This window comes from Tardiphaga sp. GW822-FHT04G09 (assembly GCF_058800725.1).
This window is the reverse complement of record NZ_JBXAMO010000004.1, coordinates 447,866-470,689: the sequence shown is the minus strand read 5'-3', so window position 1 is coordinate 470,689 and position 22,824 is coordinate 447,866. Positions and strand designations below refer to the sequence as shown.

The window sequence follows — 22,824 nt, the reverse complement described above, 5'->3', positions numbered from 1 at the left end:
CTGCACGCCAAGGCCGCATAGGCTCAGCCAATGAGAACGCCTGCTGAGCGATTTTCAACAAAAAGCGGGACATCCCCACGGAGATCGCTTTGAAAGATCGACGAGAAGCATGGGTCTAGCGCCCACTTGTGTAACAGCCAGACACGCTCAACAGTCTGACTTTGCAGCAGTATTGTCCGTGCTTTGACGGCGGGCAAGCATGATTATTATACCGCAATTGCACCAATTGAATGCTGCAGTGCGTCAACTAACTCTGAATTCAGGCTCGATGCCGCGGAACTCTCGCGAAGACTCGTTACTTCGGGACGATGGCCGCTGCGTCGACCCAGATTTGCGCATCGCGTTCGCGCACCGGATAGCGTCGCAAACCCCGGCTCGGCCAGCCCGGCGACATGCTGCCATCTGCCAGATCGAACCAGGCGAGGTGACGCGGGCAGTGCAGCCGGCCATCGGCAATACGGCCAAGGCTGAGATCGGCCTGCTCATGCGGACAGGCGCGCTCGCAGGCGTAGATCGTCTCGCTATCCTGCACGATGAGCACACCGATGCCAGCTACGTTGACGCAGACGATTGCCTGCTCGGTCAGGCGCTCGCGCGAGCAGACCACGACCCACCGGGCGGGATCACCGTCATCCGCCAAGATAGGCCCGTCGCACATGCTCGTTCTCGATCAGCTCCGCTCCTGCTCCCGACAGCACGACGCGACCGGCCTCCAGCAGATAGGCGTGATCGCACATCTCGAGCGCGGCGAAGGCATTCTGCTCAACCAGCAAAACAGTCGTGCCAGCGTCGCGGATCGCGCGAATGATCGCAAAGGTTCGCTCGACGATGTTGGGTGCGAGACCAAGCGACGGTTCATCGAACATCACCAGGCGCGGGCGCGACATCAATGCGCGGCCGATGGCCAGCATCTGCTGCTCGCCTCCGGATAGCGTGCCCGCCGCCTGCTTGCGGCGTTCGGCAAGACGCGGGAATTCGCCATAGATGCGGTCGCGGTCTACTGCGACTTCGGACATGTCGGAGCGCAGATAGGCGCCCATGTCGAGATTTTCGGCGACCGTCATGTGCGGAAACACGCGACGGCCTTCCGGGCAATGCGCGATGCCTTTGGTCAGCACCCGCTGCGCGCCCATGCCGGTGATGTCCTCGCCATCGAAATGCAGGCTGCCGGAGCGCGACGGCACGAGACCGGAAATCGCCCGCAGCGTCGTGCTCTTGCCAGCGCCGTTAGCGCCAATCAGCGCCACGAGCTGACCAGCCTTGACCGAAAGCGAGATGCCCTTCAGCGCAGTGATCTGGCCATAGGCGCAGACCATGTCACGTATCTCAAGCATGGACCGCGACCTCCTTGACTACATCCTTCGCGCTCTGACCGAGATAGGCTTCGATCACCGCGGGATTCTTCCGGATTTCATCGGGCGGCCCTTCCGCGATGATGCGTCCGTAATTCAGCACCACGATGCGATCCGACACACTCATCACCATTGGCATGTCATGCTCGACCAAAAGGATCGTAACGCCCCGATCCCGAATATTGCGGATCAGCTGCACGAAAGTATGCGTCTCCGACGCGTTCATGCCGGACACCGGCTCATCGAGCAGCAGCATCTTAGGCTGGGCGGCGAGCGCCAGTGCAACACCGACGAGACGCTGCTCGCCATAGGAGAGCGAGCCTGCGAGGTCGTTGGCGCGGGCTTCGAGCCCGATCCAGCGCACCAGTTCGGCAGCACGCGCGCGCTGCGCCTTCTCGGAGGCGCGGGCGCGCGGCAGGCCGAGAATCGCCTCGGCGAGGCCGAGCTTGCCCTTAAGCTCGCCCTGGCGATGTAGACCGATCAGAACGTTGTCGTAGACGGTATCGTTTGGAAACACGCTTGTGCGCTGAAATGTACGGATCAGGCCGAGGTCTGCGATCTCATGCGGCTTCTTGCCCCGGAGATCAGCGCCGCAATACTTGACCGCGCCCTTGGTCGGCGTGAGAAAGCCGGTCATGACGTTGAAGGCCGTGGTCTTGCCGGCACCGTTCGGCCCGATCAGACTGACGATCTCGCCCTTGTTGACATCGAAGTTCATGTCCGAGATCGCGACGAGACCGCCGAAATGGACCGCGACATGTTCGATGCTGAGGACTGTTTCGGCCATCACGCATGCTCCTCTGCGGTACGCTCGGAGACGGCCATGGACGCCCGTCTGGTTCCGCCGGCACGGGCCAAACCGAGTTTCGCGGCAAGCGACGGCACGATGCCGCGCGGCACTACGAACAGGATGACGATCAGCACCACACCATAGGTGATCCACTGTGCCTCCGGCGGCATGATCGGCCGCAAGAACACCGGCAGCAGGCCGAAAATGACGCCGCCGACAACAGGCCCGGTCAGCGATCCCTTGCCGCCCGACACCACCATGATCACCATGGTCACCGTCGAAATGAAAGCGAAGACGTCCGGATCGATGATGCGGATGTAATGCGCATAGAGACTGCCGGCAGCACCTGCGATACCGGCAGAGATCACGGCGGCCAGTGTTAGTGTCCTGGTGACGTCGATGCCGACGGCGACCGCGAGCGTTTCGTTCTCCATCAGCCCGCGCATCGCGCGGCCGTAATGCGAGTGAACCAGGCGCGAGATCATGAAGTACGAAATCGCCGCGACACCCAGCACCAGATAATAGTTCTGCAGCTTGGTCTTCAGCACGAGATAGCCCAGCCCCGGCAGACCGATGGTGATCGAGGGAATGTTGGTCAGCGCCAGTGGGCCTTGCGTGAGTTCGACCCAGTTCAGCGCGACCAATCGTACAACTTCCGCGAACGAGATCGTGACGATGACGAAATAGGCGCCGCGCACGCTGAACGACAGCCGACCGACGAGATAGCCGCAAAAGCCTGAGACGATAATAGCGAGCACGAAGCCAGCAATTGGCGGCCACGGCACGTGAACGATGTGGAAATCGCCGTAGATCGGCACATCGAAGCCCAGCGATGTCAGCGCACTGACATAAGCGCCGATACCGAAGAAAGCGATATGGCCAAGGCTGAGCTGCCCAGTGAAGCCGAGCAGCAGATTGAGGCTCATGGCGCCGATGATGAAAATACCGGTCGTGATCAGCGCATTGAGCAGATACGGATCCGTCAGCCACATGGGCACGGAAGCGAAGAAGGCGAGACAGAAGAGCGTAACGATCTGCTTCATCCGACGCGCTCCGCCCGTGCGAACAATCCTGTGGGTTTGAAGATCAGCACCATGATGATGATCAGGAACCCCATGGCGTCGCGATAGCCCGACGAGACGTAGCCGGCACCGAGTTCTTCAGCCAATGCGAGAATGAAGCCGCCAATGACCGCGCCGGTGATGTTGCCGAGACCACCGAGAATCACGATGGCGAAGGCCTTCACCGCAGCGAGATCCCCCATCTGCGGGAACACGACATAGACCGGGCCGAGCAACGCGCCGGCAGCGGCAGCAAGGCTCGAGCCGATGGCGAAGGTCGAAGTATAGATCAGGCTGACATTGACGCCCATCAGCGCGGCGGTGTCAGAGTCCTGGAAGGTCGCGCGCATCGCCTTTCCGAGTTTCGTGAGATTGATCAGCGAGTAAGCCAGCACAATCAGCAGCGCGGCTGCTAACAGCACGAACAGCCGAAGCCAGGACACGGACACGGGCCCGATCACCAGCGGCGCGTCGGGAAATGGATTGTCGATCGACTTGGCGACGCCGCCCCAGATCCATAGCGCTCCGGACTGCATTGCGATCCAAGCACCGATCATCACCAGCATGGTGGTGTCGATATCGGCGCCGCGCAGCGGCCGCAGCAGCGTGATTTCGATGACGGCGCCCAAGAGCCAGCCGGCGACGATCGCCACCGGCAGCGCGAGAAAGAAGTTCAGGCCAAGCTGATGCACGACGATGAACATCATGTAGGCGCCGAACGTGTAGAGAATGCCGTGGGTGAAGTTCACCACGTTCATGATGCCGAAAATCAGCGTCAGGCCGATGCCGAGCAGCGCATAGGTGCCGCCGAGCACGAGCATATTGACGAGGTGTTGCAGGAGCTGGTCCACGAGCGGCCCTAAAAGTTCGAGTAAGATGCTAACCTCTCCCCGCCTGGCGAAGCTTTGCTTCGTCGGGCGGGGAGAGGTCGGAGCTGAGCGACAGCGAGGCTTCGGGTGAGGGGGAGCCAGTGTTTCACTCGCAAGCGCCCCTCACCCCAACCCTCTCCCCGCAAGAGCGGGGCGAGGGAGCTGACTGCCGGAGTTTGTCTGGATCACAGATCCTTCATCACGATCTTGCCGCCGGAGATCTCGACCAGATAGACGTTGGGGAAGCTCTGGCCGCTCTCCGAGCCGGCCGGCCCCGACTTCTTGAAGATGATGTCGCCGTTCAGACCCTTGACGTCGATCTTCCAGAGCGCGTCCTTGATCGCCGCCGGTTCGGCCTTGCCGGCCTTCTCGATGGCCGCCGCGATGGTGCGGATGCCGTCATAGCCGCGGAAGCTCTCGGTACAGCCGGCGAAATCGAAGCCGCGCTTCTTCCACTCACCGATGAAGTAGGTGGTGGCTTCCGGGTTCGGCGTCTTGTCCGGCATCCAGGGCAGGAAGGTCGTCAGATGCATCGTGTCGTTCGCTGCAGCGCCGGCCTGAGCGATGATCTGGTCGGGATTCTGCGAACCGCCGGTGGTGATGATGCGCTTCTTCAGGCCGAGTGCTGCGGCTTGCTTGAAGATCAAAGTGAGCTGATCGACCGCCGCCGTGATGATCACGGTCTCGGAATCTGTTGCCTTGATCTTGGCGAGCTGTGCGCTCATGTCCTGCGCCGACTGATCCATGGTCTCGACCAGGCCGATGGTGATGCCCTTCTCCTTCATCATCTTGCTGAAGTCCTCGGCGGTGCCGCGGCCCCAGTCGTTATTGATGACAAGGAAGTCGACCTTCTTCAGCGCCAGCTTGTCGACGATGTTCTTGAACGCAGCGGCCTCGACGAAAGACGGCGGCGAGATGCGGAACACGTAAGGATTGCCCGAGGTGGTGATCTTGCTTGCCGATGAGGTCTCGACGACCATCGCGGTTTCGTATTCGACCAGCTTCGGCATTACCGCCAGCGTGAGGCTGGAGCCCCATGCGCCGAGCATGACCGGCGTCTTGTCGCGGGTGATGAGCTTCTCGGCAACGGCAGCGGCTTCCGTCGGGTTGCTCTTGTTGTCCTCGATGACGAGCTCGATCTTCTTGCCGAGCAGGCCGCCCTTGGCGTTGATTTCGTCGGCGGCGATCTTGGCGCCGTTCACGACATAGGTGCCCGATGCGGCGAAGGCGCCGGTCAGCGGCTCATTGACGCCGATCTTGATGGTTTGCGCAGTGGCGGCGCTGCTCAGGAAAGCAATTGCCAGGGCCGCCGCCGAAGCTGCCTTGATGGTCCGTATCATGTGGTCCTCCAGTGTGACGCTGATGAAGCTTGCGCAGTCCAAACCTCGCCGCTCGCGTGTCCGCGCGAACGTCGATCTCTCACGCCGATCCGCCACGCCCGGTGAGACGGCGAACGACATTCGTCGCGCGCTCACGCAAGAGGCCGAGGATCAGCGAAACACCATTCAGATCGGCTGCCGCTGTGGGCGCCGATGTCGGATCGCCCGACAGGCGACGATCGAGATTGCCGGCGAATTCCGCAACCAGCCGCCCCGCGAGATCGCGCACCAGCCCGCTGCGGCCAACCTGTGCCAGCATGCCGGTGAGGCTGTAGCCGATGGAAAGCTCCACACGCGTGGCCACGCCGTCATCTTGCGGCACAAGCCGGTAACGAATCTCGCCTTGCGTCGTCGAGCGGCTGCGCTGGTCGTTGCCGATGCCGAGAATGCGGCCGGCGAGATTGGCCTCGTCGCGCTCGACACGGGCGGCTCCGTTGAAATTGGCCGAGATGGGTCCAATCTTGACGCGGATCGCGCCCTCGACGCGCTCGGGTCTGGGCGTGCCGACCAGCGTGGCGCCCGGCAGGCACGAGGCGACGGCGGCGATGTCATCGAACAGTGCGAAGACCTTGGCCGGCGGATGCGCGACAGTGAATTGCTGCTCAAGCGTCGTTGATGGCGTAAAATCAGGGATCTCCAGCAGTACGACGGCAGCAGCTGGTTCAGATACGGCAACAGGCTTGTCCACCGCCAACCTCTGCGAACTGGCACCGCCTTTGTGCCCCGACCCGGCCGGTCCCAGCGCCTTGCGGCCACCATCCGGCTCCGGCGCGATGTCGCGCGCGCGGCGCTCCGTGATGACCGACTGCACGGCGCGGACGATGCCCACATAGCCGGTGCACCGGCAGAGATTACCTGACATGCCGATGCGGATCTGCTGCTCGTCGGCATCCGGCAGGCGCTTCACGAGATCGCGCGCGGAGACCAGCATGCCCGGCGTACAGTAGCCGCATTGCAGCGCATGTTCGCGCGTGAAGGCCGCGCGCAATTCACCGGCGATCTCGTCGTCGTCGAGACCCTCGATGGTGGTGATGACAGCTCCGTCGCACGCCACCGCATAGGTGATGCAGGACCGCGCCGGCACGCCATCGACGAGGATGGTGCAGGCGCCGCAGACGCCGTGCTCGCATCCGAGATGTGTACCGGTGAGGTCGAGCGTGTCGCGCATCATATCGGCGAGACTCGTGCGTGGCTCGATGTCCTTCTTCACGGTGCGGCTATTGACGGTGAGTTCGACCGAGTTCATGCCGCGGCCTCCGCAACAGCCCGGCGCAACACCGTGACATGGATATGCCGGTTAGCGGCATCGCTCATTCCGGCCTTCGCCAGCAGGGCATCGGCAACACGTGCATCGAAGCGCGTCTTGAAATCGGCGGCGATCCGGCCGCCGAACAGTTCTTCGGCATTCTCAACGATGATCGGCGCGGCTTCGACAGCGCCAATGACGATACGCGCACTGCCCGCACCGGGATCGATCAGCACCGCACCGATGGCATGGGCGAATTCGCCCGTCTTGCGGCAGCTCTTCACATAGCCCCAACGTGCAGTGGGAGACATCACCGGCACGCGCACGGCTTCCAGCATCTCGCCGGGCTGCAGCACGCTTTCCAGCGCACCGAGCATGAAATCCTTCATCGCCACACGCCGCGCGCCCTTGGCACTGCGCAGCGACAAAGTCGCGCCGAGGGCCGCGAAGGTGGACACCCAATCGGCCGAGGGGTCAGCATGGCTGAGCGAGCCGCCGACGGTGCCGCGGTTGCGCACCGCGCGATAGGCGATGGCGCTGGCCACACGCTGCATCGCCCCGCGGGTGACGTCGGGAATGCGGCCGTCCTCGATATCGGCGTGAGTGACGCAGGCGCCGATCACCAATTCATCGCCGGTGACTTCCACATGTTTCAGCTCGGCTAGACCGGTGATGTCGACGATCGTGTCGGGAGCCACCAGACGCAAGTTCAGCATCGGCCCGAGTGACTGACCGCCAGCCATGATCTTCACGACGCCTACGGTGCTGGCCATTGCCGCCAAAGCCGAGGCGACATCGCGCGGGCGTTCATAGGCGAAAGGTGCCGGCTTCATGCGACCGGCCTTTCTGCATCGCGCGCAGCAAGAATCCCTTCCAGCACGCGGCGCGGTGTGATCGGCGACTGCAGCATCTCGACCCCGAGGCCGCGCAGCGCATCGTTGACCGCATTGCCGATGGCCGCCGGCGGCGCGATGGCGCCGCCCTCGCCGATGCCCTTGACGCCGAACTTGGTGTAGGGCGACGGCGTTTCCATGTGGTCGAGCCACGGCATCGGCACCTCGGTCGGTCCCGGCAGCAGATAGTCGGCAAGCGTCGTATTGAGCGGCTGGCCAGCGCGATCGAACGGCATTTCCTCATAGAGCGCCGTGCCGATGCCCTGCGCGAGACCGCCATAGATCTGACCATCGACGATCATCGGATTGACCAGCACGCCGCCGTCTTCGACGATGACGTAGTCAAGAATTTCCACATCGCCCAGATCAGGATCGACCGCGACGGTCACCGCATGCGCGGCATAACTGAACGTGCCGCTGTCGCGCTGCGGCTTGTAGCCGGAGGTCGCCTCCAAGCCGCCGGGATCGACGTCGCCAGGCAGATCTTGCGGGCGGCGATACCAGGTATGTGCGATTTCCTTCAGCGTAACGCTGCCATTGGGTCCACGAATCTCGCCATCCACCAGAACCACATTGGCTTCGTCGACCTGCAGCAGCTTGGCGCCAATCCTCTTGGCGCGTTCGCCGAGTTCGTGGCATGCGGTCGCCACAGCGCCGCCGGCCATCACCATACAGCGCGAACCCCAGGTGCCCGTTGAATACGGTGTCATCGCCGTGTCGCCGTGGACGACGCGAATCTTTGTGACATCAACGCCGAGCATTTCGAATGCAACTTGCGACAGCGTGGTCTCGAGGCCCTGCCCGTGCGAATGCACGCCGACCTTCAGCTCAAGCCCGCCATCCGGCGTCAATCGCGCCGTCGCCTGTTCGTGCCCCGGCACCATCGGAATGCCCCAGCCGGAATAGACCGAGGTGCCATGCGCGGCCTGCTCGCAATAGATCGAGAGGCCGACGCCGATCAGGCGTCCATCCGCCTCACCTTTGCGCTGCCGCGCACGGATGCCCTCAATATCGATCTGCGCGACCGCGCGACGCAAGGCTTCGGGATAATCGCCGCTGTCGAAATGCTTCTTGGTGATGTTGTCGAACGGCATCTGCTCCGGCCGTACCAGATTGCGCATGCGAACCACGCCGGGCTCAAGCCCTGCTTCAGCCGCAACAAGATCGAGCATCAGCTCCAGCGCAAAACAGACGCCCGTGCGCGCGACGCCGCGATACGGCAGGATGGGACACTTGTTCGTCGCGACCGAATAGGTCCGGCAGCGATAGGCCAGCATCTGATATGGCCCCGGCAGAATGCTGACCACCTGTGCCGCCTCGAGACAGGCCGAGAACGGATAGGACGAGTAAGCGCCGGAATCGACGGTCGCTTCGCAATCTATGCCGCGCAAGGTGCCGTCGTTATTGGCATAGACTGTGATCTTGTAGTGATGCTCGCGGCAGTTGGAACTGGCGACCAGATGCTCACGGCGATCCTCGATCCAGCGCACCGGAAAGCCACGCTTCATGGTGAGCCATGACAGGCAGACTTCCTCCGGCAGCAGAATGCCCTTGTGACCGAAGCCGCCGCCGACATCCGGCGAGACGATTCTGATCTGTCCTTGATCCATCTCAAGGCAATCGGACAGACCGTTGCGCACGATGTGCGGCATCTGGCTGCCAGTATAGAGCGTGAGCTGATCGAGACGATGATCGAATGTGGCGATGACACCCCGGCCTTCCAGCGGCGACATGCATTGCCGCGCGGTCGAGATCTCGCGCGTCACCTTGATCGGCGCATCGAGCGCGCTGGAAATATCGAGTTCGAAGAAGCTTTCGAGAAAGACATTGTCGCCCCAGTGCTCATGCACCAAAGGCGAGCCGGGCTCGCGCGCCTTGAGCATGTCGTAGACGGCGGGAAGCTCTTCGAGATCGAGGGTGACGGAGGCTGCGATATCCTCGGCCTCGGCACGCGTCGGCGCGACGCACATGGCGACGAGCTCGCCAACCTGCCGGATTTTATCGGTCGCCAGAATCGGCTGGTCGGAGGGTTTGAAGCCCGCAAGGCCGGTGATAGCGCGAATCGGCTTGATACCAACCAGGTCAGCGGACGTGAACACCACGTCGCGATAGCGTTCAGGAATACGAATCGCGCGGATTCGCGCATGCGCCAGCGGACTGCGAACGAAAGCGACGTCCTGTAGTCCCGCCAGCCTGATATCGCCGACAAATTGCCCGCGCCCGCGCATGAGGCGATCGTCCTCCTTGCGCGGCACGCGCGCCCCGACGCCCTGCTTTGACGCAGGCGCAGCGGAAGAAAAATCGCGCTCATTGCGCATCGACGAACCCTCAGTGTCTTTCACGAAAATGCGTGTACCCTCAGGCCGCAACGGCCTGAGGCAGGATCGGCGCGATCGGCTCAAAGCGAACACCTTCACGCAGACAGAAGGCCGGCTGCAGCAGGCCGTTCGAAATCACCTCGGTGTTCTCGTTGTCGCGCAGGACGTAGCGGCCGGGTTTCTCGACGAGCACCGAGACGTCGGCATCCATGCCGACCTTCAGCGAGCCGATCTTGTCGGACAGGCCGATCATCTTGGCCGGATTCGACGTCACCATCGGCACCACCTGCTCCAGCGTGAGGCCAAGCGAAATCATCGAGCTCATCGCCTGCACGAGGCTGAACTTGGCCTGGCCCTTGAACGGATGATTCTCGTCGTCCTCGTGCTCGTCCGGCGTACCGGCAGGCACGGGCACCTCGGTGTTATAGCCATGGATATCGGCACCGAGCGTGTTTGGTACGATGCCGGCCGCAATCGCCTTCTTGGCGAGGCGATAGGAGAAGTGGCTGCCATGGCCGACATCGATCTTGAGGCCGCGATCGATCGCCGCCTGGATTACCGGATGCACCTCGCCTTCGCGATTAACGAAGCCGCCGGGATGCCGCGTAAACGGATGCGCCAGCACATCGCCTTCCTTCAGCAGAGGGATCACGCGCTCCAGAATCGTGTCGACGTCCTCGCCATTGGTGCCACTCTCAGGGAGACCCCAGAGCTGGCCGAAATGCACATAGACCGGCAGCTCGGCGCGCTTGCCGATTTCCGCCGCCATCTCCAGCACGCGAATGCCCCAGCGCGCGAAGCCGCCAATTTCAGCGTGAGCCTTGATGCCACGCACCAGATCGCGATTGGCCGTCGCCGCCTTCACGGTCGCATCGATATCGACACCATCGGGGCTGTAGAGGTTCGGATAGAAGTGGCCTTCAAGACCGCCGACGAGATAGGCGGAGAGAAAAGCGTAGACCCGCGATTTCGCGGGCTCGGCGATGAAATGGCGAAAGCCGGGCAGCGTCATGCAGGACGGACCGCCCTGGTCGACCAGTGTCGTAACCCCGGATTGTACGCCGACCATGTCGGGATTCATGCCGAAGCGGCCGCTGACGTATTGAAAGACGTGCGCGTGGGTATCGATCAAGCCCGGCAGCACCAGCTTGCCGGTCACATCCACCACTTCCTTCGCGCTGGTCGGCAGAATATCGGACTGCACGGCGGCGATCTTGCCATTGCGAATGGCGACATCCTTGATGCCGTCCACGCCGGCAGCAGGGTCGATAACGCGACCACCGCGCAGCAGCAGGTCGAACGAGGCAGTAACAGACATGGCGATCTCCTTACGCTTTGGCGGCTCCTCTTTAGAGGCTCACCAAAATACGAAGCATACTTCGTATTTTACAAAAGCAAAGTCCGTGCCATAAAGATTGCAATGCGGTATTTTCAGAGCGCCCGCACCATCGAGCAGCAGCCGACACAAGGAGAGACTGCGTTGCCCCAGGCCAAGCCGCGCCGCGACAAGCCCGCCCACAAGCCCTGGCCGCTGGCCCAGCGACCCGGATTTCTGATCCGGCGGTTGCACCAGATCCATGTCGCGCTGTTCCAGGAAGCGTGCAGCGCGTTCGAAATGACCCCACTGCAATACAGCCTGCTGTCTGCATTGGCGGCGCGCGGAACGGCCGATCAGACCAGCTTAGCCGCTGATATTGCTCTGGATCGCACGACGACGACGGGCGCGCTCAAGCGCCTCGAAGCACGCAAGCTGGTCGAGCGTCCGGTCAGCGACGACGACCGCCGCGCCCGCATCTGCCGGCTCACACCGGCCGGTGCTGCCCTGCTGGACAAGATCGAGAGCGCCGCCCGCGAGGCGCACCGCGCCACGCTCGGCAACCTTACCAAGACGGAACAGGCTGCGTTTATTGCGATGATGCAGCGCATTGTCGCGGCCAATAGCAGCCGCGATGGCGCCGCCGATCTATCGGATTGAATGTCGCCGAGGCGGCTCTTCCTGGATTAGAGCGGCTATAAATTAGTCAACCTGATCGCGCAGCGGGCAGCAGCCGCTTCAGGCTCGCGGCATCAGCCGTTCGTCGGGCGGAGCGATCTCGGTGACGAGATCGCGGATCAGCGCCTTTTTCGGCAGCGGCGCCAGCAACGTTGTTCCCTCTTTCAACCGAACCGTGCAGGCGTAATCGACCTTGCCGTCGATTAGCATCATGCATTCCTTGCAGGCATTGGCATTGATGCAGGAGAAGCGAAACGCCAGCGAAGGATCCGCACTGCGCCTGATGGCACGCAGGCCGTCGAGAATGGACTGGCCGTGCTCAAAGGGAATGTCGAACGTGTCCAGATGCGGCGTTACGCCGGGTACGCCGCGCTGAATGCTGAGTGTCGCTTTCATGCAGCAGCCTTTCCGGTGGTGGGCATCGCTTTGCGCAAGGTCATGTCGCCATCCGACACCGAGACGATCTGGTTGATGCTCCAGGCTTGATCGAGACCAAGATGGTCGTCGCGCTGATGCGCGCCGCGGCTTTCGGTGCGCGCGAGTGCCGGCACGGCAACCGATTGCGCGACGGCGAGCATGTTGCGCAGGTCGAGCCAGTCGGCCAGCACTGGATCGAAGGTTTCTGCTGAAGCGAATGGCCTATCGCCGACATCGGCCTTCAATTGGGCGATGGCTGATATCGCAGAACGCAGTTTCGCATCGGTGCGGAATGGGCCGACATCGTCGGCCATCACGGCCTGGAGCTTGACGATGACCGCTGCCGGATTTGGCGCGTCGCGCTTGCTCGCACTGCGCAGCAGATCGATGGCCGGCTGCGCCGCATCGGCGGACCACATCGAAGCTCCCTGCTTCGCACGCTCCGCGGCGCTGCGCCCGGCCCGCGCGCCAAACACAAAGGCTTCAGTGATCGCATTGCCCGACAGCCGATTGGCGCCATTGGCGCCGCCGACGGCTTCGCCGCAGGCATAGAGCCCGAGCACGCCGGTCGCCATCATCTCGTCCACGCGAATGCCGCCCATATGATAATGCGCGATCGGCGCCACCTCGACCGGGCCTTTTGCGAGATCGATGCCGTTGTCGGCGAGCCTATCCACCACCGGCCCGAACGCCTTGCGGATCTCCGCTTCAGGCACATGCTGGAAGCTGAGATAGGCGCCGCCGGCGGGACTGCCGCGTCCGGCCTCGACTTCCCTGGTGATGGCATAGGTCGCCAGATCGCGCGTGAGCTTGTAGGTGCCGTCGCTGCGCGCGTCCTTTGTGGCATATTCCGTTTCGAATTCGCGCATCTCGGAATTCAAGAGCTTGCCGCCAAGCTTGTAACGAAACGGATCCCACATGATCGGGTCCATGCCGACGAGGCGCGGCGCGAGATGGCCGATGGGGAAGAACTGCACGAATTCCATGTCGATCAGTTCGGCGCCCGCGCGCAATGCCAGTGAATAGCCGTCGCCGCCCATATTCGACGACGCCGAGTTGCGGCGATAGAGGCCGGTCAGTCCACCGGTCGCGATGATCACGGCCTTTGCGGCCAGTGTCACGGTCTGCCCGGTCGGCAGATGCAGCGCGGTCGCGCCGCAGGCTTCGCCGTCGCGCAGCGCGATATCGACGATGGTGAGATCACCGATACGACGGATGCCGCTCGCATTGTTGAGTTGCGTGCGCAACGTCTTCGACACCGCAGGCCCGGTGGAAAGAAAATCCACATAGGCGCAGCGCGGACGATCGTGGCCTGGCGCCTGCGCCTGCTTGATGTGACCATCCTCGCGCGCCCAGCCGACCTTCCACGCATCCATCTCGCGCAGTCGCTGCGGCCCATCCTCACACAACAAAGCTGCAAGCCGCTCGTCGCAAAGCCCACGGCCAGCCGAGAGCGTATCCGCGAGATGATGCTCCCAGTGATCCGGTGTCTGCTCGCCCAAAGCGGCTGCGACCGTCATCTGGGCCATTACCGTGGCGCCGCCACGTCCGATCAGGCTGCGATCGGCAAGAATGACGGACGCGCCACCCTTCGCTGCTTCCAGCGCCGCATACATGCCGGCGCCACCGGCGCCGATGACGAGGACATCGGATTCGAGATGGGTGGGAACCGAAGTACTGGAGGGAGATGAGGTCATCATCACGCGAGTGTCCCTTCAAACAAAGGCGTTGTCACCAACCATCGCTGAGCCAGAACCATGCCACGCTTTGCCTTTCCTCAGATCTCCGTGCGCAAAATCGCCCGCGCCAGCGTTTGCGCGCGTGGAACGATGCTGTCGATGTCGAGCCATTCCAGATCGGTATGGACATTGCCACCGACCGGACCCAGGCCGCAAAGCGTTGGCGTGCCGACGCTGGCGGTGAAACCTGAATCCGCGCAGCCACCGGCGAATTCGCCGGTCAGCGTGGCGAGACCCGAGTCGACAGCAGCCGCCTGATAGGCCTCGAACATCGCCTTGGCAGCAGCGTCCTGCACCAGCGGCAGGAATTCGCCGTTGATATGCAGCTTCGCAGTGGTGCCCGGCACGGTCGACGTCGCGATGATCTTTTCAATCGCGCTCATGATGGTCGCGCGGTCGGCCGGTTCGATGTAGCGAAAATCGATCTCGCCTTCGGCATGCGGCGCCGTGGTGTTGACCGACTGTCCGCCCGACACCAGGCCAACATTCAGCGTGATGCCCTTGTCCATGTCGGTTAGCGCATGGATCTGCACGATCTTGTGCGCTAGCTCGCCGATGGCACTGATGCCGACCGAAAAGTTATTGCCGGAATGCGCGGCCTTGCCGAATACCTCGAAGCGCATGAATACACCGCCCTTGCGGCCCGTGGTGATATTGCCGGTCGGACGGCCCGGTTCCGAATTATAGACCGCGCGCGCCGCGCGGCCCTCGCGCTCGATGATCGGCCGCGACGAGCGCGACGCGATCTCCTCATCGCCGGTAATCAGCAGCTTGATCGGGCACGGCGCCGCATCGAATTTCTTCAGCGCCGCGGCAACGAATACGTTGATGACGACGCCGGCTTTCATATCGGCCACACCCGGACCATGGGCCAGATTGCCCTTGATGGTGAAGGGACGCTTCGCCACCTCGCCTTTCGGAAAAACCGTATCGCGATGACCCATCAGCAGGATTGGTTTCTCATTGCTGCCAGGCTTGCTGATCAGCCCATGCACCGCATCGCCATAGACATCATGCGGTTCGCGCCAGGTCTCGATGCCATACTCGGCGAAGTGCTGCTCGAAGCGGGCGCCAACGGCATCGACACCTTCCTTGTCGAAGGAGCCGGAATCGATGTTCACGGCGTCGCGCAGCAGATCGATCATCGGCTGCTTCTGTGACGCCAGCCAGTCGATGATCCGGGTTTCGGTAGTGTTCGGCATGAATTGTCCTTCGGTCACTCTTGGGGCGCTTAAGTTGCGTGTTCTTACTTCGCCATCGCCACGGCAGGCGCGGCGTTGTTCTCCTTGCGCATCATCATCCGCGCAATGGCTTCTCCGATCACCACCGTGGTGAAGTGGGTATTGGCGCGGCAGTCCGAGGGCATGATCGACGCATCGGCGACGCGCAGGCCTTTGAGGCCCTTCACCGTGCCGTCCGGATTGACCACGCCACCCGCGTCCTTGAAGCCGGTCATGCGGCAGGTACCGGCAGCATGCTGGATGTCGCCGGTGTCACGGCGCAGCACGGCTTCGAGCTCACGTGTCGGCAAGGCCGCCGCCTGCGGCAGCGTCATGTCGGTATCGGTGAGGCGAATCCAGTCGGCAATGCCGGCCAGCGCCGGCTGGGTCGTGATCACGGCCAGCCGCTTTACCGCGTCGACCATGCGCAGCATGTCCCGGGGGTCGGCCAACATGTTCTCCTCGACGATCGGATCGATCGACGCATCGGTCGATGCGAGCTTCAGTGTGCCGCGCGAGAATGCATTGAACAGGCCGGCTCCGATCGCACCGGGATTGCCTATGCCGCGATGGTTGAACGCGATCAGAATCATGTCGCGCTTGCCGCCATCGGCCAGGCCCGACGAGTAGGTCACGCAGCAATTGGTATGGCGGGTATCCTTGTCCTTCGGCGCAACATCGTCATGGAGCCTGACGGTTGTCCGGAACAGCGGATGATCGAAGAAATTCCGGCCGACGGGCAGATCGCATTCGACAGCGATGCCCATGTCCTTCAGTTCCTCGGCCGGACCGACGCCCGAGCGCAGCAGGATGGCCGGGCTGTGGATCGAGCCACCGCAGAGCACAATCTCGCGCGCGCTGATTTCCTGGGTGCCCTGCCCGTCGAGATGCACGATCACGCCGGTCGCCTGACCATCCTTGATCACGACACGATCGACCAGCGCGTGACCGCGGATGTCGAGATTGGCGCGGCCGCGCGCCGGCTCGAGATAGGCTTCATTGGTGGAGATGCGGCGCAGATTGCGGCTGTTGATCGGATAACAGGCAACGCCTTCGCCATCCGGCCCGTTGACGTCGTTGCACCACGCATAACCCGAGGCCAGCGCCGCATCGCGCAAGCCCTTGTCGATTGGGCCCCATGTGTCCGGCGGCGCACGATAGACCGGCAGCGGGCCGCCGCGGCCATGGCCGGGCCTGTCGCCGAAGTCGAGATCATCCTCAATCACCGAGAAGAGCGGCATCACGTCCTTCGCCGACCAGCCCGTGCAGCCGAGCGACGCCCATTCGTCGAACGCATCGGCGACGCCGCGGATCGCGATCTGTCCGTTCATCATCGAGGAGCCGCCGAGGCCCTTACCACGCCAGTAGAAGCGCTGGTCCTGCGACGCGACGCGGCGCGAATGCAACTGCGGCCACTGCCACTTCTCCTGGAATTCGCGCTGGTGAATGATCGGGATCGGGTTCGGCGTGGTCACTTCCCAAGGCGCATCCGCCGCGCGCCAGTCGAGGCCGGCTTCGAGCAGCAGCACGCGCGTGGCTGGATTTTCGGAGAGCCTGGCAGCCACGGCAGCGCCGGCAGATCCACCGCCGACGACGATCACATCATACATAGTGCTTCATTTCTTTCTGCTGAGGCGCATCGCACCGGTCTCGACCGGCACAACGCGTGCAAAACCCGTTCCCGGGAGTATGCGCCGGGCGCACAGCAGACGCTAGCAGGCGCGTTGCAGAGGCAACACGCGACAAAGGCATAGCCATAAAGTTGTAAAGATAAAAAATTGAACGGCAGGCGGCCTCAGCCGGGATCGCGGGGCTTCTTCGCGGGCGTATCCTCATCGAGAATCGCGCGCCATCCGGCACCTTCCAGATCCTCATACTGGCCGCTTTTCAGCGACCACATGAAGGCCCACAGGCCGAGCAGCCCGAGCGCGAGTGCCAGTGGTACGAGGACGATGAGGGACTGCATGCCCGGGCCTATTTCAGCACAAGGCGGTTCTTCGACAGAAACATGCGCTCGCCGCCGGCCTCACCTTCCAGCACCAGATCCCACAGGCCCGGCGCCAGTTCGGCGACCTTGCCGCGATAGACCGCATAGCCCATGTCGACCAGCTCAACCGGCCGGTCGGCGCGACGATCCGCCGGTCGTTCAAGTCGCCCGGTAAAGCTCAGCCCCGTGATCGGATTGCCGTTGCGGTCGCGCGCCTCGACGCGCACCGCGGCATCGCCAGCTGCGTCGCGCTCGACATGCGCGCTGACTTTCCAGCCGCGGCTACTCTGGCCCCGCGCAGCCTCGATCTCGTTGCCGTAAGCAAGACTGGCGGTGTAGGGACTATCCACCTCGACACCCGGCAGCGTTTCCAGCGCGAACTTCATCATCACGATGTTGACGCCGATAATCATGCCGAAAAACAAAATCAGGCAGATCAGAACGAATCGGCCGGTGATGGGACGCGGTGTGGCCACGGCGCTGCTCATACTGTTCTCCTTCACGGTGCGACGAAATGATCGATCGCCGACGCCATATCGCCATGAACGGCATCGCTCACGCGCATCACCAGCGGGATCGACCTGTCGGGATTGCTGGCCGCCGGCGCCGTCACCAGCACGCGCAGTTCGGTGGTCTGGTCGCGGCCGAGCACGATTTCCGGTCGCCCGGATGACACGGCATCCATGCCCACCACATGCACCGTGGCATTCACCGGCCCGCTGACATCGAGCGTGACCACGCGCCCGGCCCCGCGCTTGTTCAGCAACCGTACCGTATAGGCATTGCGGATCGAGCCGTCACTGAGGCGAACCGCGACCGGATTGCGGTCATGCAGCACATTGATGTCGAGCAGGGTGCGGGTCAGCAGCGCGTAGAGCATCACGGCGCCGACGGCCATGATAAGGGCGGCATAGGCCACCGTGCGCGGACGAATGATCCGGTAGATCTCCGGCTTGCCTGCCTTGCGCCTGGCGATATTGATGTCCGTGTCATAGCCGATCAGCCGGGTCGGCCGGCCGATCTTGCTCATCACACCGTCGCAGGCGTCGATGCACAACCCGCACTGGATGCAATCCATCTGCAACCCGTTGCGGATGTCGATGCCCACGGGACAGACATTCACGCATTGATAGCAATCGACACAGTCGCCCGCGGGCTGACCGAGTGCACGCAGCTCGTTGGCCTTCTTGAGCGACATCCGCTGCTCGCCGCGATCGGTCTTGTAGGTGACATTGAGCGCCCACTCATCCGTCAGTGCCGCCTGAATGCGCGGCCACGGGCACATATAGAGACAGACCTGTTCGCGCATCCAGCCGGCCAGCACATAGGTCGTCGCCGTCAGGATGGCGATCCAGATGTAAGCGAGCGCCGGCGCCTGGAACGTCACGAGCTCCTTCACCAAAGTCGGCGCGTCATTGAAGTAGAGCACCCAGGCGCCACCGGTCCACCATGCGATCATGAGCCAGATGGAGTGCTTCATCGTCAGTTCGACGACACGCTGCAGCGTGAGACCTTCGGCCTCCTTCTTCATCCGCTCGCGGCGATCGCCTTCGATCAGCCGCTCGACGGCAAAGAATAGATCAGTCCAGACCGTCTGCGGACAGAGATAGCCGCACCAGACGCGACCACCGACGGCATTCATCAGGAACAGCGTCAGCGCGGCGAGGATTAGCAGGCCGGTGAAAAAATAGACTTCCTGCGGCCACAGCTCGATGAAAAAGAAATAAAAGCGGCTGTTCGGCAGGTCGACCAGCACGGCCTGATCGGGCGCGCCAGGGCCACGGGTCCAGCGCACGAAGGGCAGCAGGTAGTAGATGCCGAGGCAGACCGCCATCAGCGCCCATTTGATGCGCCGGAACGTGCCGGCGACCTTTTGCGGATAGACTTTCTTCTGCGCCGCATAGAGCGGGCCGTAATCGAATTCCTCGGGCGCAACAGGCTTGTTCATGGCGATCACTCTCGTCTCTGGAATGACCCTAGACTTCGTCAGTGCGATGCAATTGATGTACATCAAAGGCACGCGCGGGATTGCCCGCGCACGCTATGACTTATTGTCCACCCCCCAGCGAGTGGACGTAGATCGTCAGTGCCTTGATGGTCGCCGGATCGAGACGGCCGATCCAGGCCGGCATCACGCCGTTGCGGCCATTGGTGATGGTCTCCACGATGGTCGCCTCGTCCGAACCGTAAAGCCAGATATTATCGGTCAGGTTCGGCGCCCCCATTTCGGGATTTCCCTTGCCGGCGTCGCCGTGACATGAGGCGCAGTTGTCGGCGAACAGTTTCTGGCCGGTAGAGGCGTCGTAACCCTTGGCCGTCGGCAACCCCGACAGTGAACGCACGTAGTTCGCAACCGTCTCGATCTCCGGCTTCTTCAACATGCCGTCACGACCGAAGGCCAGCATCGATCCCTCACGCGTTTCCGCATGAGCGGAACGCGCGCCGAACTGGATAGTCTTCTCGATCTGCTCCAGCGTGCCCCCCCACAGCCAGTCGTCATCGTTCAGGTTTGGGAAGCCCTTGGCACCGGCAGCTCCAGTGCCGTGACACGGCGCGCAATTGTCGCCGAAGACCACACGGCCTCTGGCGCGCCCCAGTGCCAGCAGCGCTGGATCCTTCTGGATTTCCGCGAGCGGTGCAGCGCCGAGCACCGCCATCTTGCCTCCGCGGATCTTCTCGAGATTGGCGAGATCGGCAGCGACATCCGCACGTGACGAATAGCCCAAGACGCCCGTCGCATAGCTCTGCACCAGCGGCCAGGACGGATACACGATCCAATAGCCGATCGCCCACACGATGGTGAGATAGAAGGTCATCACCCACCAGCGCGGCAGTGGCGTGTTGAGTTCCTTGATACCATCCCAGGAGTGACCTGTGGTGGTCTTACCGGTCGCCTTGTCAAATTCGCCTTCGTGATCGCTCATGATCTGATCAATCCTCTCGCAACGGCTGACGCGCGGCTGCGTCAAACATCGCCTTGTTGCGGGGCCACAATGCGTAGGTCAGAATTGCGATGAAGATCCCGACGAACACTGGCGTCCAGAATGTCAGGACAAGGTTCGACGCGAAGTTCTCGACGGTCAGGATTGCGCGCATGCTTTCATCTCCTCAGCGGAGGTTTGCTTTTTCGTTGTAGAGCTTGAAATCGACCAGCGTGCCGAGCATCTGCAGATAGGCGACCAGTGCATCCATCTCGGTCGGCAGGCCGGGCTTGCCGTCGAAATTCCGTGCCACCGATTTCGGATAGCGCTTGAGCAGCGCATCGGTGTCGCCGTTATCGGGATCGGCCTGGGTCTTCAGATCGGCCACCGCATTCGCGATCTGTTCATCCGTATAGGGCACCCCCACGGCGCGGTTGGTACGCAGGTGATCAGCCACGTTCTCGGTGTTCACCGGCGTCTCGGCCAGGAACTTGTAGGACGGCATCACCGACTGCGGCACGATCGAGCGCGGATTGCTCAGATGCGTAACGTGCCATTCATCGGAATACTTGGCACCGACACGGGCCAGATCCGGCCCGGTCCGCTTCGAGCCCCATTGGAACGGATGGTCATACATGCTCTCCGCGGCGAGCGAGTAATGGCCGTAGCGTTCGACCTCGTCGCGTAGCGGCCGCACCATCTGCGAATGACAGAGATAACAGCCCTCGCGGACATAGACATTGCGTCCCGCAAGTTCGAGCGGCGTATAGGGCCGCATGCCCTCGACCGCCTCGATGGTGCTTTTGAGATAGAACAAAGGTGCGATCTCGACGATGCCGCCGATGGCGATGACGAGAATGATACCTACGATCAGGACGATCGAATTCTTCTCGAAGATTTGGTGCCGGCTCCAGAATGACATGATTGATCCTCACTCTGCCGGCTGCAACGTGGCGCCGGGGCTCGATAGCGCGCCCTCTTCCGCCTCGCCAACGCGCACGGTCATCCACAAATTCCAGGCCATGATCAGCGCCCCGATCAGGAACAGCCCGCCGCCCGCTGCGCGAATGATGTAGAACGGGTGCATCGCCTCGACGCTTTCGATGAATGAATATTCCAGGAAGCCCAGCGACGTGTAAGCGCGCCACATCAGTCCCTGAAGGATGCCCGACACCCACATCGCCGAGATGTACAGAACGATGCCCAGCGTCGCGATCCAGAAGTGCCACTCGACCAGCTTGAGGCTGTAGAGCTGCTTGCGATTCCACAGCCACGGCACGAGACAGTAGAGCGCGCCAAAGGACACGAAGCCGACCCAGCCGAGCGCACCGGAATGCACGTGGCCGATGGTCCAGTCGGTGTAATGGCTGAGCGAATTGACCACCTTGATGGACATCAGCGGGCCTTCGAAGGTCGCCATGCCGTAAAACGCCACCGACACCACCAGCATGCGGAGCACCGGATCGGTACGCAGCTTGTCCCATGCGCCGGATAGCGTCATGAGGCCATTGATCATGCCGCCCCAGGAGGGCATCCACAGCATGATCGAGAAGGTCATGCCCAGCGTCTGCGTCCAGTCAGGCAGCGCCGAATAGTGCAGGTGATGCGGGCCGGCCCAGATATAGAGAAAGATGATCGCCCAGAAGTGCACGATGGACAGGCGATAGGAATAGACCGGCCGCTCCGCTCGCTTCGGGATGAAGTAATACATGATGGCGAGGAAGCCCGCGGTGAGAAAGAAGCCCACCGCGTTATGGCCATACCACCACTGGAACATGGCATCCTGCACGCCGGCCCAGGCGACGTATGACTTGGAGCCAAAGATCGAGACGGGCAGCGCCGGGTTATTGCCGAGATGCAGCACCGCAATGGTGATGATGAAGGCGAGATAGAACCAGTTGGCGACGAAGATATGCGGTTCCTTGCGCTTCACCAGCGTCATCAGGAACACCAGCAGATAAGTCACCCAGACGATGGTCAGCCAGAGATCGGCATACCATTCCGGTTCGGCATATTCCTTGGATTGCGTGACACCGAGCAGATAGCCGGTGCCGGCGATCACGATGAAAAAATTGTAGCCGAGCACGACGAACCACGGCGCGAGATCGCCAGCGAGACGGGTGCGACAGGTCTTCTGCACCACAAAGAACGAGGTGGCGATCAGCACGTTGCCGCCAAAGGCGAAAATGACTGCCGAGGTGTGCAGCGGCCGCAACCGGCCAAAGCTGGTCCAGGGCAGATTGAAATTCAGATCCGGCCAGGCGAGTTGCATGGCGATCAGGAGGCCCACGGTGAAGCCGGCGATGCCCCAGAACACCGAGGCCGCAGTGGCGAACTTGATCGGCCCGAAATTGTAATTCGGCCGCCCGTCAATCTCCTGCGGCGGCAGCTCGCCGCGCTCGAAATAGCGATTGAGGATGACGAACACGGAAGCCAGGCTGGCGAAGCCGGCCAGCGTCACGTGGAAGGCAAAGGCCGTATCTTCCGCCTTGGCCGCCGCGATGATGGAGAGAAACACGGTGGCCGCGAAGATCACGGCCAGACCGGCCTCACCGATCGTCATCCACTTCACGCTGTCAATCTGTTTCGTCATGATGATTCTTCCCCGAACACGCGTCCATCAATCACGGCGGTGCGCT

22 protein-coding genes are annotated in these 22,824 nt (G+C 62.4%); 1 reads left to right on the top strand and 21 read right to left on the bottom strand.

Going from position 1 to position 22,824, the window contains the following annotated elements:
• Positions 1-295: 295 nt before the first annotated feature.
• The 10 genes from AC1RLZ_RS11335 to AC1RLZ_RS11290 form a co-directional block, all read right to left on the bottom strand.
• Positions 296-640, bottom strand: a complete 345-nt coding sequence (locus tag AC1RLZ_RS11335) for a Rieske (2Fe-2S) protein (protein WP_371423247.1) — start codon at positions 638-640, stop codon at positions 296-298.
• Positions 630-1,334, bottom strand: coding sequence for an ABC transporter ATP-binding protein (locus AC1RLZ_RS11330; protein WP_371423246.1), 705 nt, complete (start codon positions 1,332-1,334; stop codon positions 630-632). The genes AC1RLZ_RS11335 and AC1RLZ_RS11330 overlap by 11 nt, the downstream gene beginning before the upstream one ends.
• Positions 1,327-2,139, bottom strand: a complete 813-nt coding sequence (locus AC1RLZ_RS11325; protein WP_493188676.1) for an ABC transporter ATP-binding protein — start codon at positions 2,137-2,139, stop codon at positions 1,327-1,329. Before AC1RLZ_RS11325 ends, AC1RLZ_RS11330 begins: the two co-directional genes overlap by 8 nt.
• Positions 2,139-3,185, bottom strand: coding sequence for a branched-chain amino acid ABC transporter permease (locus AC1RLZ_RS11320; protein ID WP_493188675.1), 1,047 nt, complete (start codon positions 3,183-3,185; stop codon positions 2,139-2,141). Before AC1RLZ_RS11320 ends, AC1RLZ_RS11325 begins: the two co-directional genes overlap by 1 nt.
• Positions 3,182-4,054 carry a branched-chain amino acid ABC transporter permease gene (locus tag AC1RLZ_RS11315; protein ID WP_493188674.1) on the bottom strand — a complete coding sequence of 291 codons (873 nt, stop codon included), beginning with the start codon at positions 4,052-4,054 and terminating at the stop codon, positions 3,182-3,184. The genes AC1RLZ_RS11320 and AC1RLZ_RS11315 overlap by 4 nt, the downstream gene beginning before the upstream one ends.
• A gap of 203 nt (positions 4,055-4,257) precedes the next feature.
• Positions 4,258-5,412, bottom strand: coding sequence for an ABC transporter substrate-binding protein (locus AC1RLZ_RS11310; RefSeq protein WP_371423242.1), 1,155 nt, complete (start codon positions 5,410-5,412; stop codon positions 4,258-4,260).
• Positions 5,413-5,491: 79 nt separating this feature from the next.
• On the bottom strand, positions 5,492-6,697 hold the full coding sequence (locus AC1RLZ_RS11305) for a xanthine dehydrogenase family Fe-S subunit (protein ID WP_493188673.1): 1,206 nt from the start codon (positions 6,695-6,697) through the stop codon (positions 5,492-5,494).
• A complete protein-coding gene (locus tag AC1RLZ_RS11300) occupies positions 6,694-7,530 on the bottom strand; it encodes an FAD binding domain-containing protein (RefSeq protein WP_493188672.1) in 837 nt (278 codons plus the stop codon). Before AC1RLZ_RS11300 ends, AC1RLZ_RS11305 begins: the two co-directional genes overlap by 4 nt.
• Positions 7,527-9,908 carry a xanthine dehydrogenase family protein molybdopterin-binding subunit gene (locus AC1RLZ_RS11295; protein WP_493188699.1) on the bottom strand — a complete coding sequence of 794 codons (2,382 nt, stop codon included), beginning with the start codon at positions 9,906-9,908 and terminating at the stop codon, positions 7,527-7,529. Before AC1RLZ_RS11295 ends, AC1RLZ_RS11300 begins: the two co-directional genes overlap by 4 nt.
• Before the next feature lie 40 nt (positions 9,909-9,948).
• Positions 9,949-11,226: an amidohydrolase/deacetylase family metallohydrolase gene (locus AC1RLZ_RS11290; RefSeq protein ID WP_493188671.1), complete on the bottom strand. Its 1,278-nt coding sequence runs from the start codon at positions 11,224-11,226 to the stop codon at positions 9,949-9,951.
• 162 nt (positions 11,227-11,388) lie between these two features.
• Between AC1RLZ_RS11290 and AC1RLZ_RS11285 the strand changes: the two genes are divergently transcribed.
• Complete coding sequence (locus tag AC1RLZ_RS11285) at positions 11,389-11,883, top strand: MarR family winged helix-turn-helix transcriptional regulator (protein ID WP_493188670.1); 495 nt, start codon at positions 11,389-11,391, stop codon at positions 11,881-11,883.
• Positions 11,884-11,961: 78 nt separating this feature from the next.
• Here the strand turns inward: AC1RLZ_RS11285 and AC1RLZ_RS11280 are convergent, their stop codons facing one another.
• The 11 genes from AC1RLZ_RS11280 to ccoN form a co-directional block, all read right to left on the bottom strand.
• Positions 11,962-12,297: a 2Fe-2S iron-sulfur cluster-binding protein gene (locus AC1RLZ_RS11280; RefSeq protein WP_493188669.1), complete on the bottom strand. Its 336-nt coding sequence runs from the start codon at positions 12,295-12,297 to the stop codon at positions 11,962-11,964.
• Entirely contained in the window at positions 12,294-14,015 is a 1,722-nt protein-coding gene (locus tag AC1RLZ_RS11275; RefSeq protein WP_493188668.1) for an FAD-binding protein, read from the bottom strand. The genes AC1RLZ_RS11280 and AC1RLZ_RS11275 overlap by 4 nt, the downstream gene beginning before the upstream one ends.
• Before the next feature lie 80 nt (positions 14,016-14,095).
• Entirely contained in the window at positions 14,096-15,259 is a 1,164-nt protein-coding gene (locus AC1RLZ_RS11270) for a M20 family metallopeptidase (protein ID WP_493188667.1), read from the bottom strand.
• A gap of 44 nt (positions 15,260-15,303) precedes the next feature.
• A complete protein-coding gene (locus tag AC1RLZ_RS11265) occupies positions 15,304-16,887 on the bottom strand; it encodes a GMC family oxidoreductase (RefSeq protein ID WP_493188666.1) in 1,584 nt (527 codons plus the stop codon).
• Between the two features lie 185 nt (positions 16,888-17,072).
• Entirely contained in the window at positions 17,073-17,243 is a 171-nt protein-coding gene (gene ccoS / locus AC1RLZ_RS11260) for a cbb3-type cytochrome oxidase assembly protein CcoS (protein WP_371423233.1), read from the bottom strand.
• 8 nt (positions 17,244-17,251) lie between these two features.
• Positions 17,252-17,752 carry a FixH family protein gene (locus tag AC1RLZ_RS11255; RefSeq protein ID WP_493188665.1) on the bottom strand — a complete coding sequence of 167 codons (501 nt, stop codon included), beginning with the start codon at positions 17,750-17,752 and terminating at the stop codon, positions 17,252-17,254.
• 11 nt (positions 17,753-17,763) lie between these two features.
• The gene (ccoG, locus tag AC1RLZ_RS11250; protein WP_493188664.1) at positions 17,764-19,212 is read right to left on the bottom strand and encodes a cytochrome c oxidase accessory protein CcoG; all 1,449 of its coding nucleotides are present in this window, start codon (positions 19,210-19,212) and stop codon (positions 17,764-17,766) included.
• A 100-nt stretch (positions 19,213-19,312) separates the two neighbouring features.
• A complete protein-coding gene (ccoP, locus tag AC1RLZ_RS11245) occupies positions 19,313-20,188 on the bottom strand; it encodes a cytochrome-c oxidase, cbb3-type subunit III (protein ID WP_493188663.1) in 876 nt (291 codons plus the stop codon).
• Between the two features lie 7 nt (positions 20,189-20,195).
• The gene (locus AC1RLZ_RS11240; protein ID WP_068729582.1) at positions 20,196-20,360 is read right to left on the bottom strand and encodes a cbb3-type cytochrome oxidase subunit 3; all 165 of its coding nucleotides are present in this window, start codon (positions 20,358-20,360) and stop codon (positions 20,196-20,198) included.
• Between the two features lie 12 nt (positions 20,361-20,372).
• Entirely contained in the window at positions 20,373-21,107 is a 735-nt protein-coding gene (ccoO, locus tag AC1RLZ_RS11235) for a cytochrome-c oxidase, cbb3-type subunit II (protein ID WP_493188662.1), read from the bottom strand.
• 9 nt (positions 21,108-21,116) lie between these two features.
• Positions 21,117-22,748 (bottom strand): cytochrome-c oxidase, cbb3-type subunit I, encoded by a 1,632-nt coding sequence (gene ccoN / locus AC1RLZ_RS11230; protein ID WP_493188698.1) that lies wholly within the window; start codon positions 22,746-22,748, stop codon positions 21,117-21,119.
• Positions 22,749-22,824 lie beyond the last annotated feature (76 nt).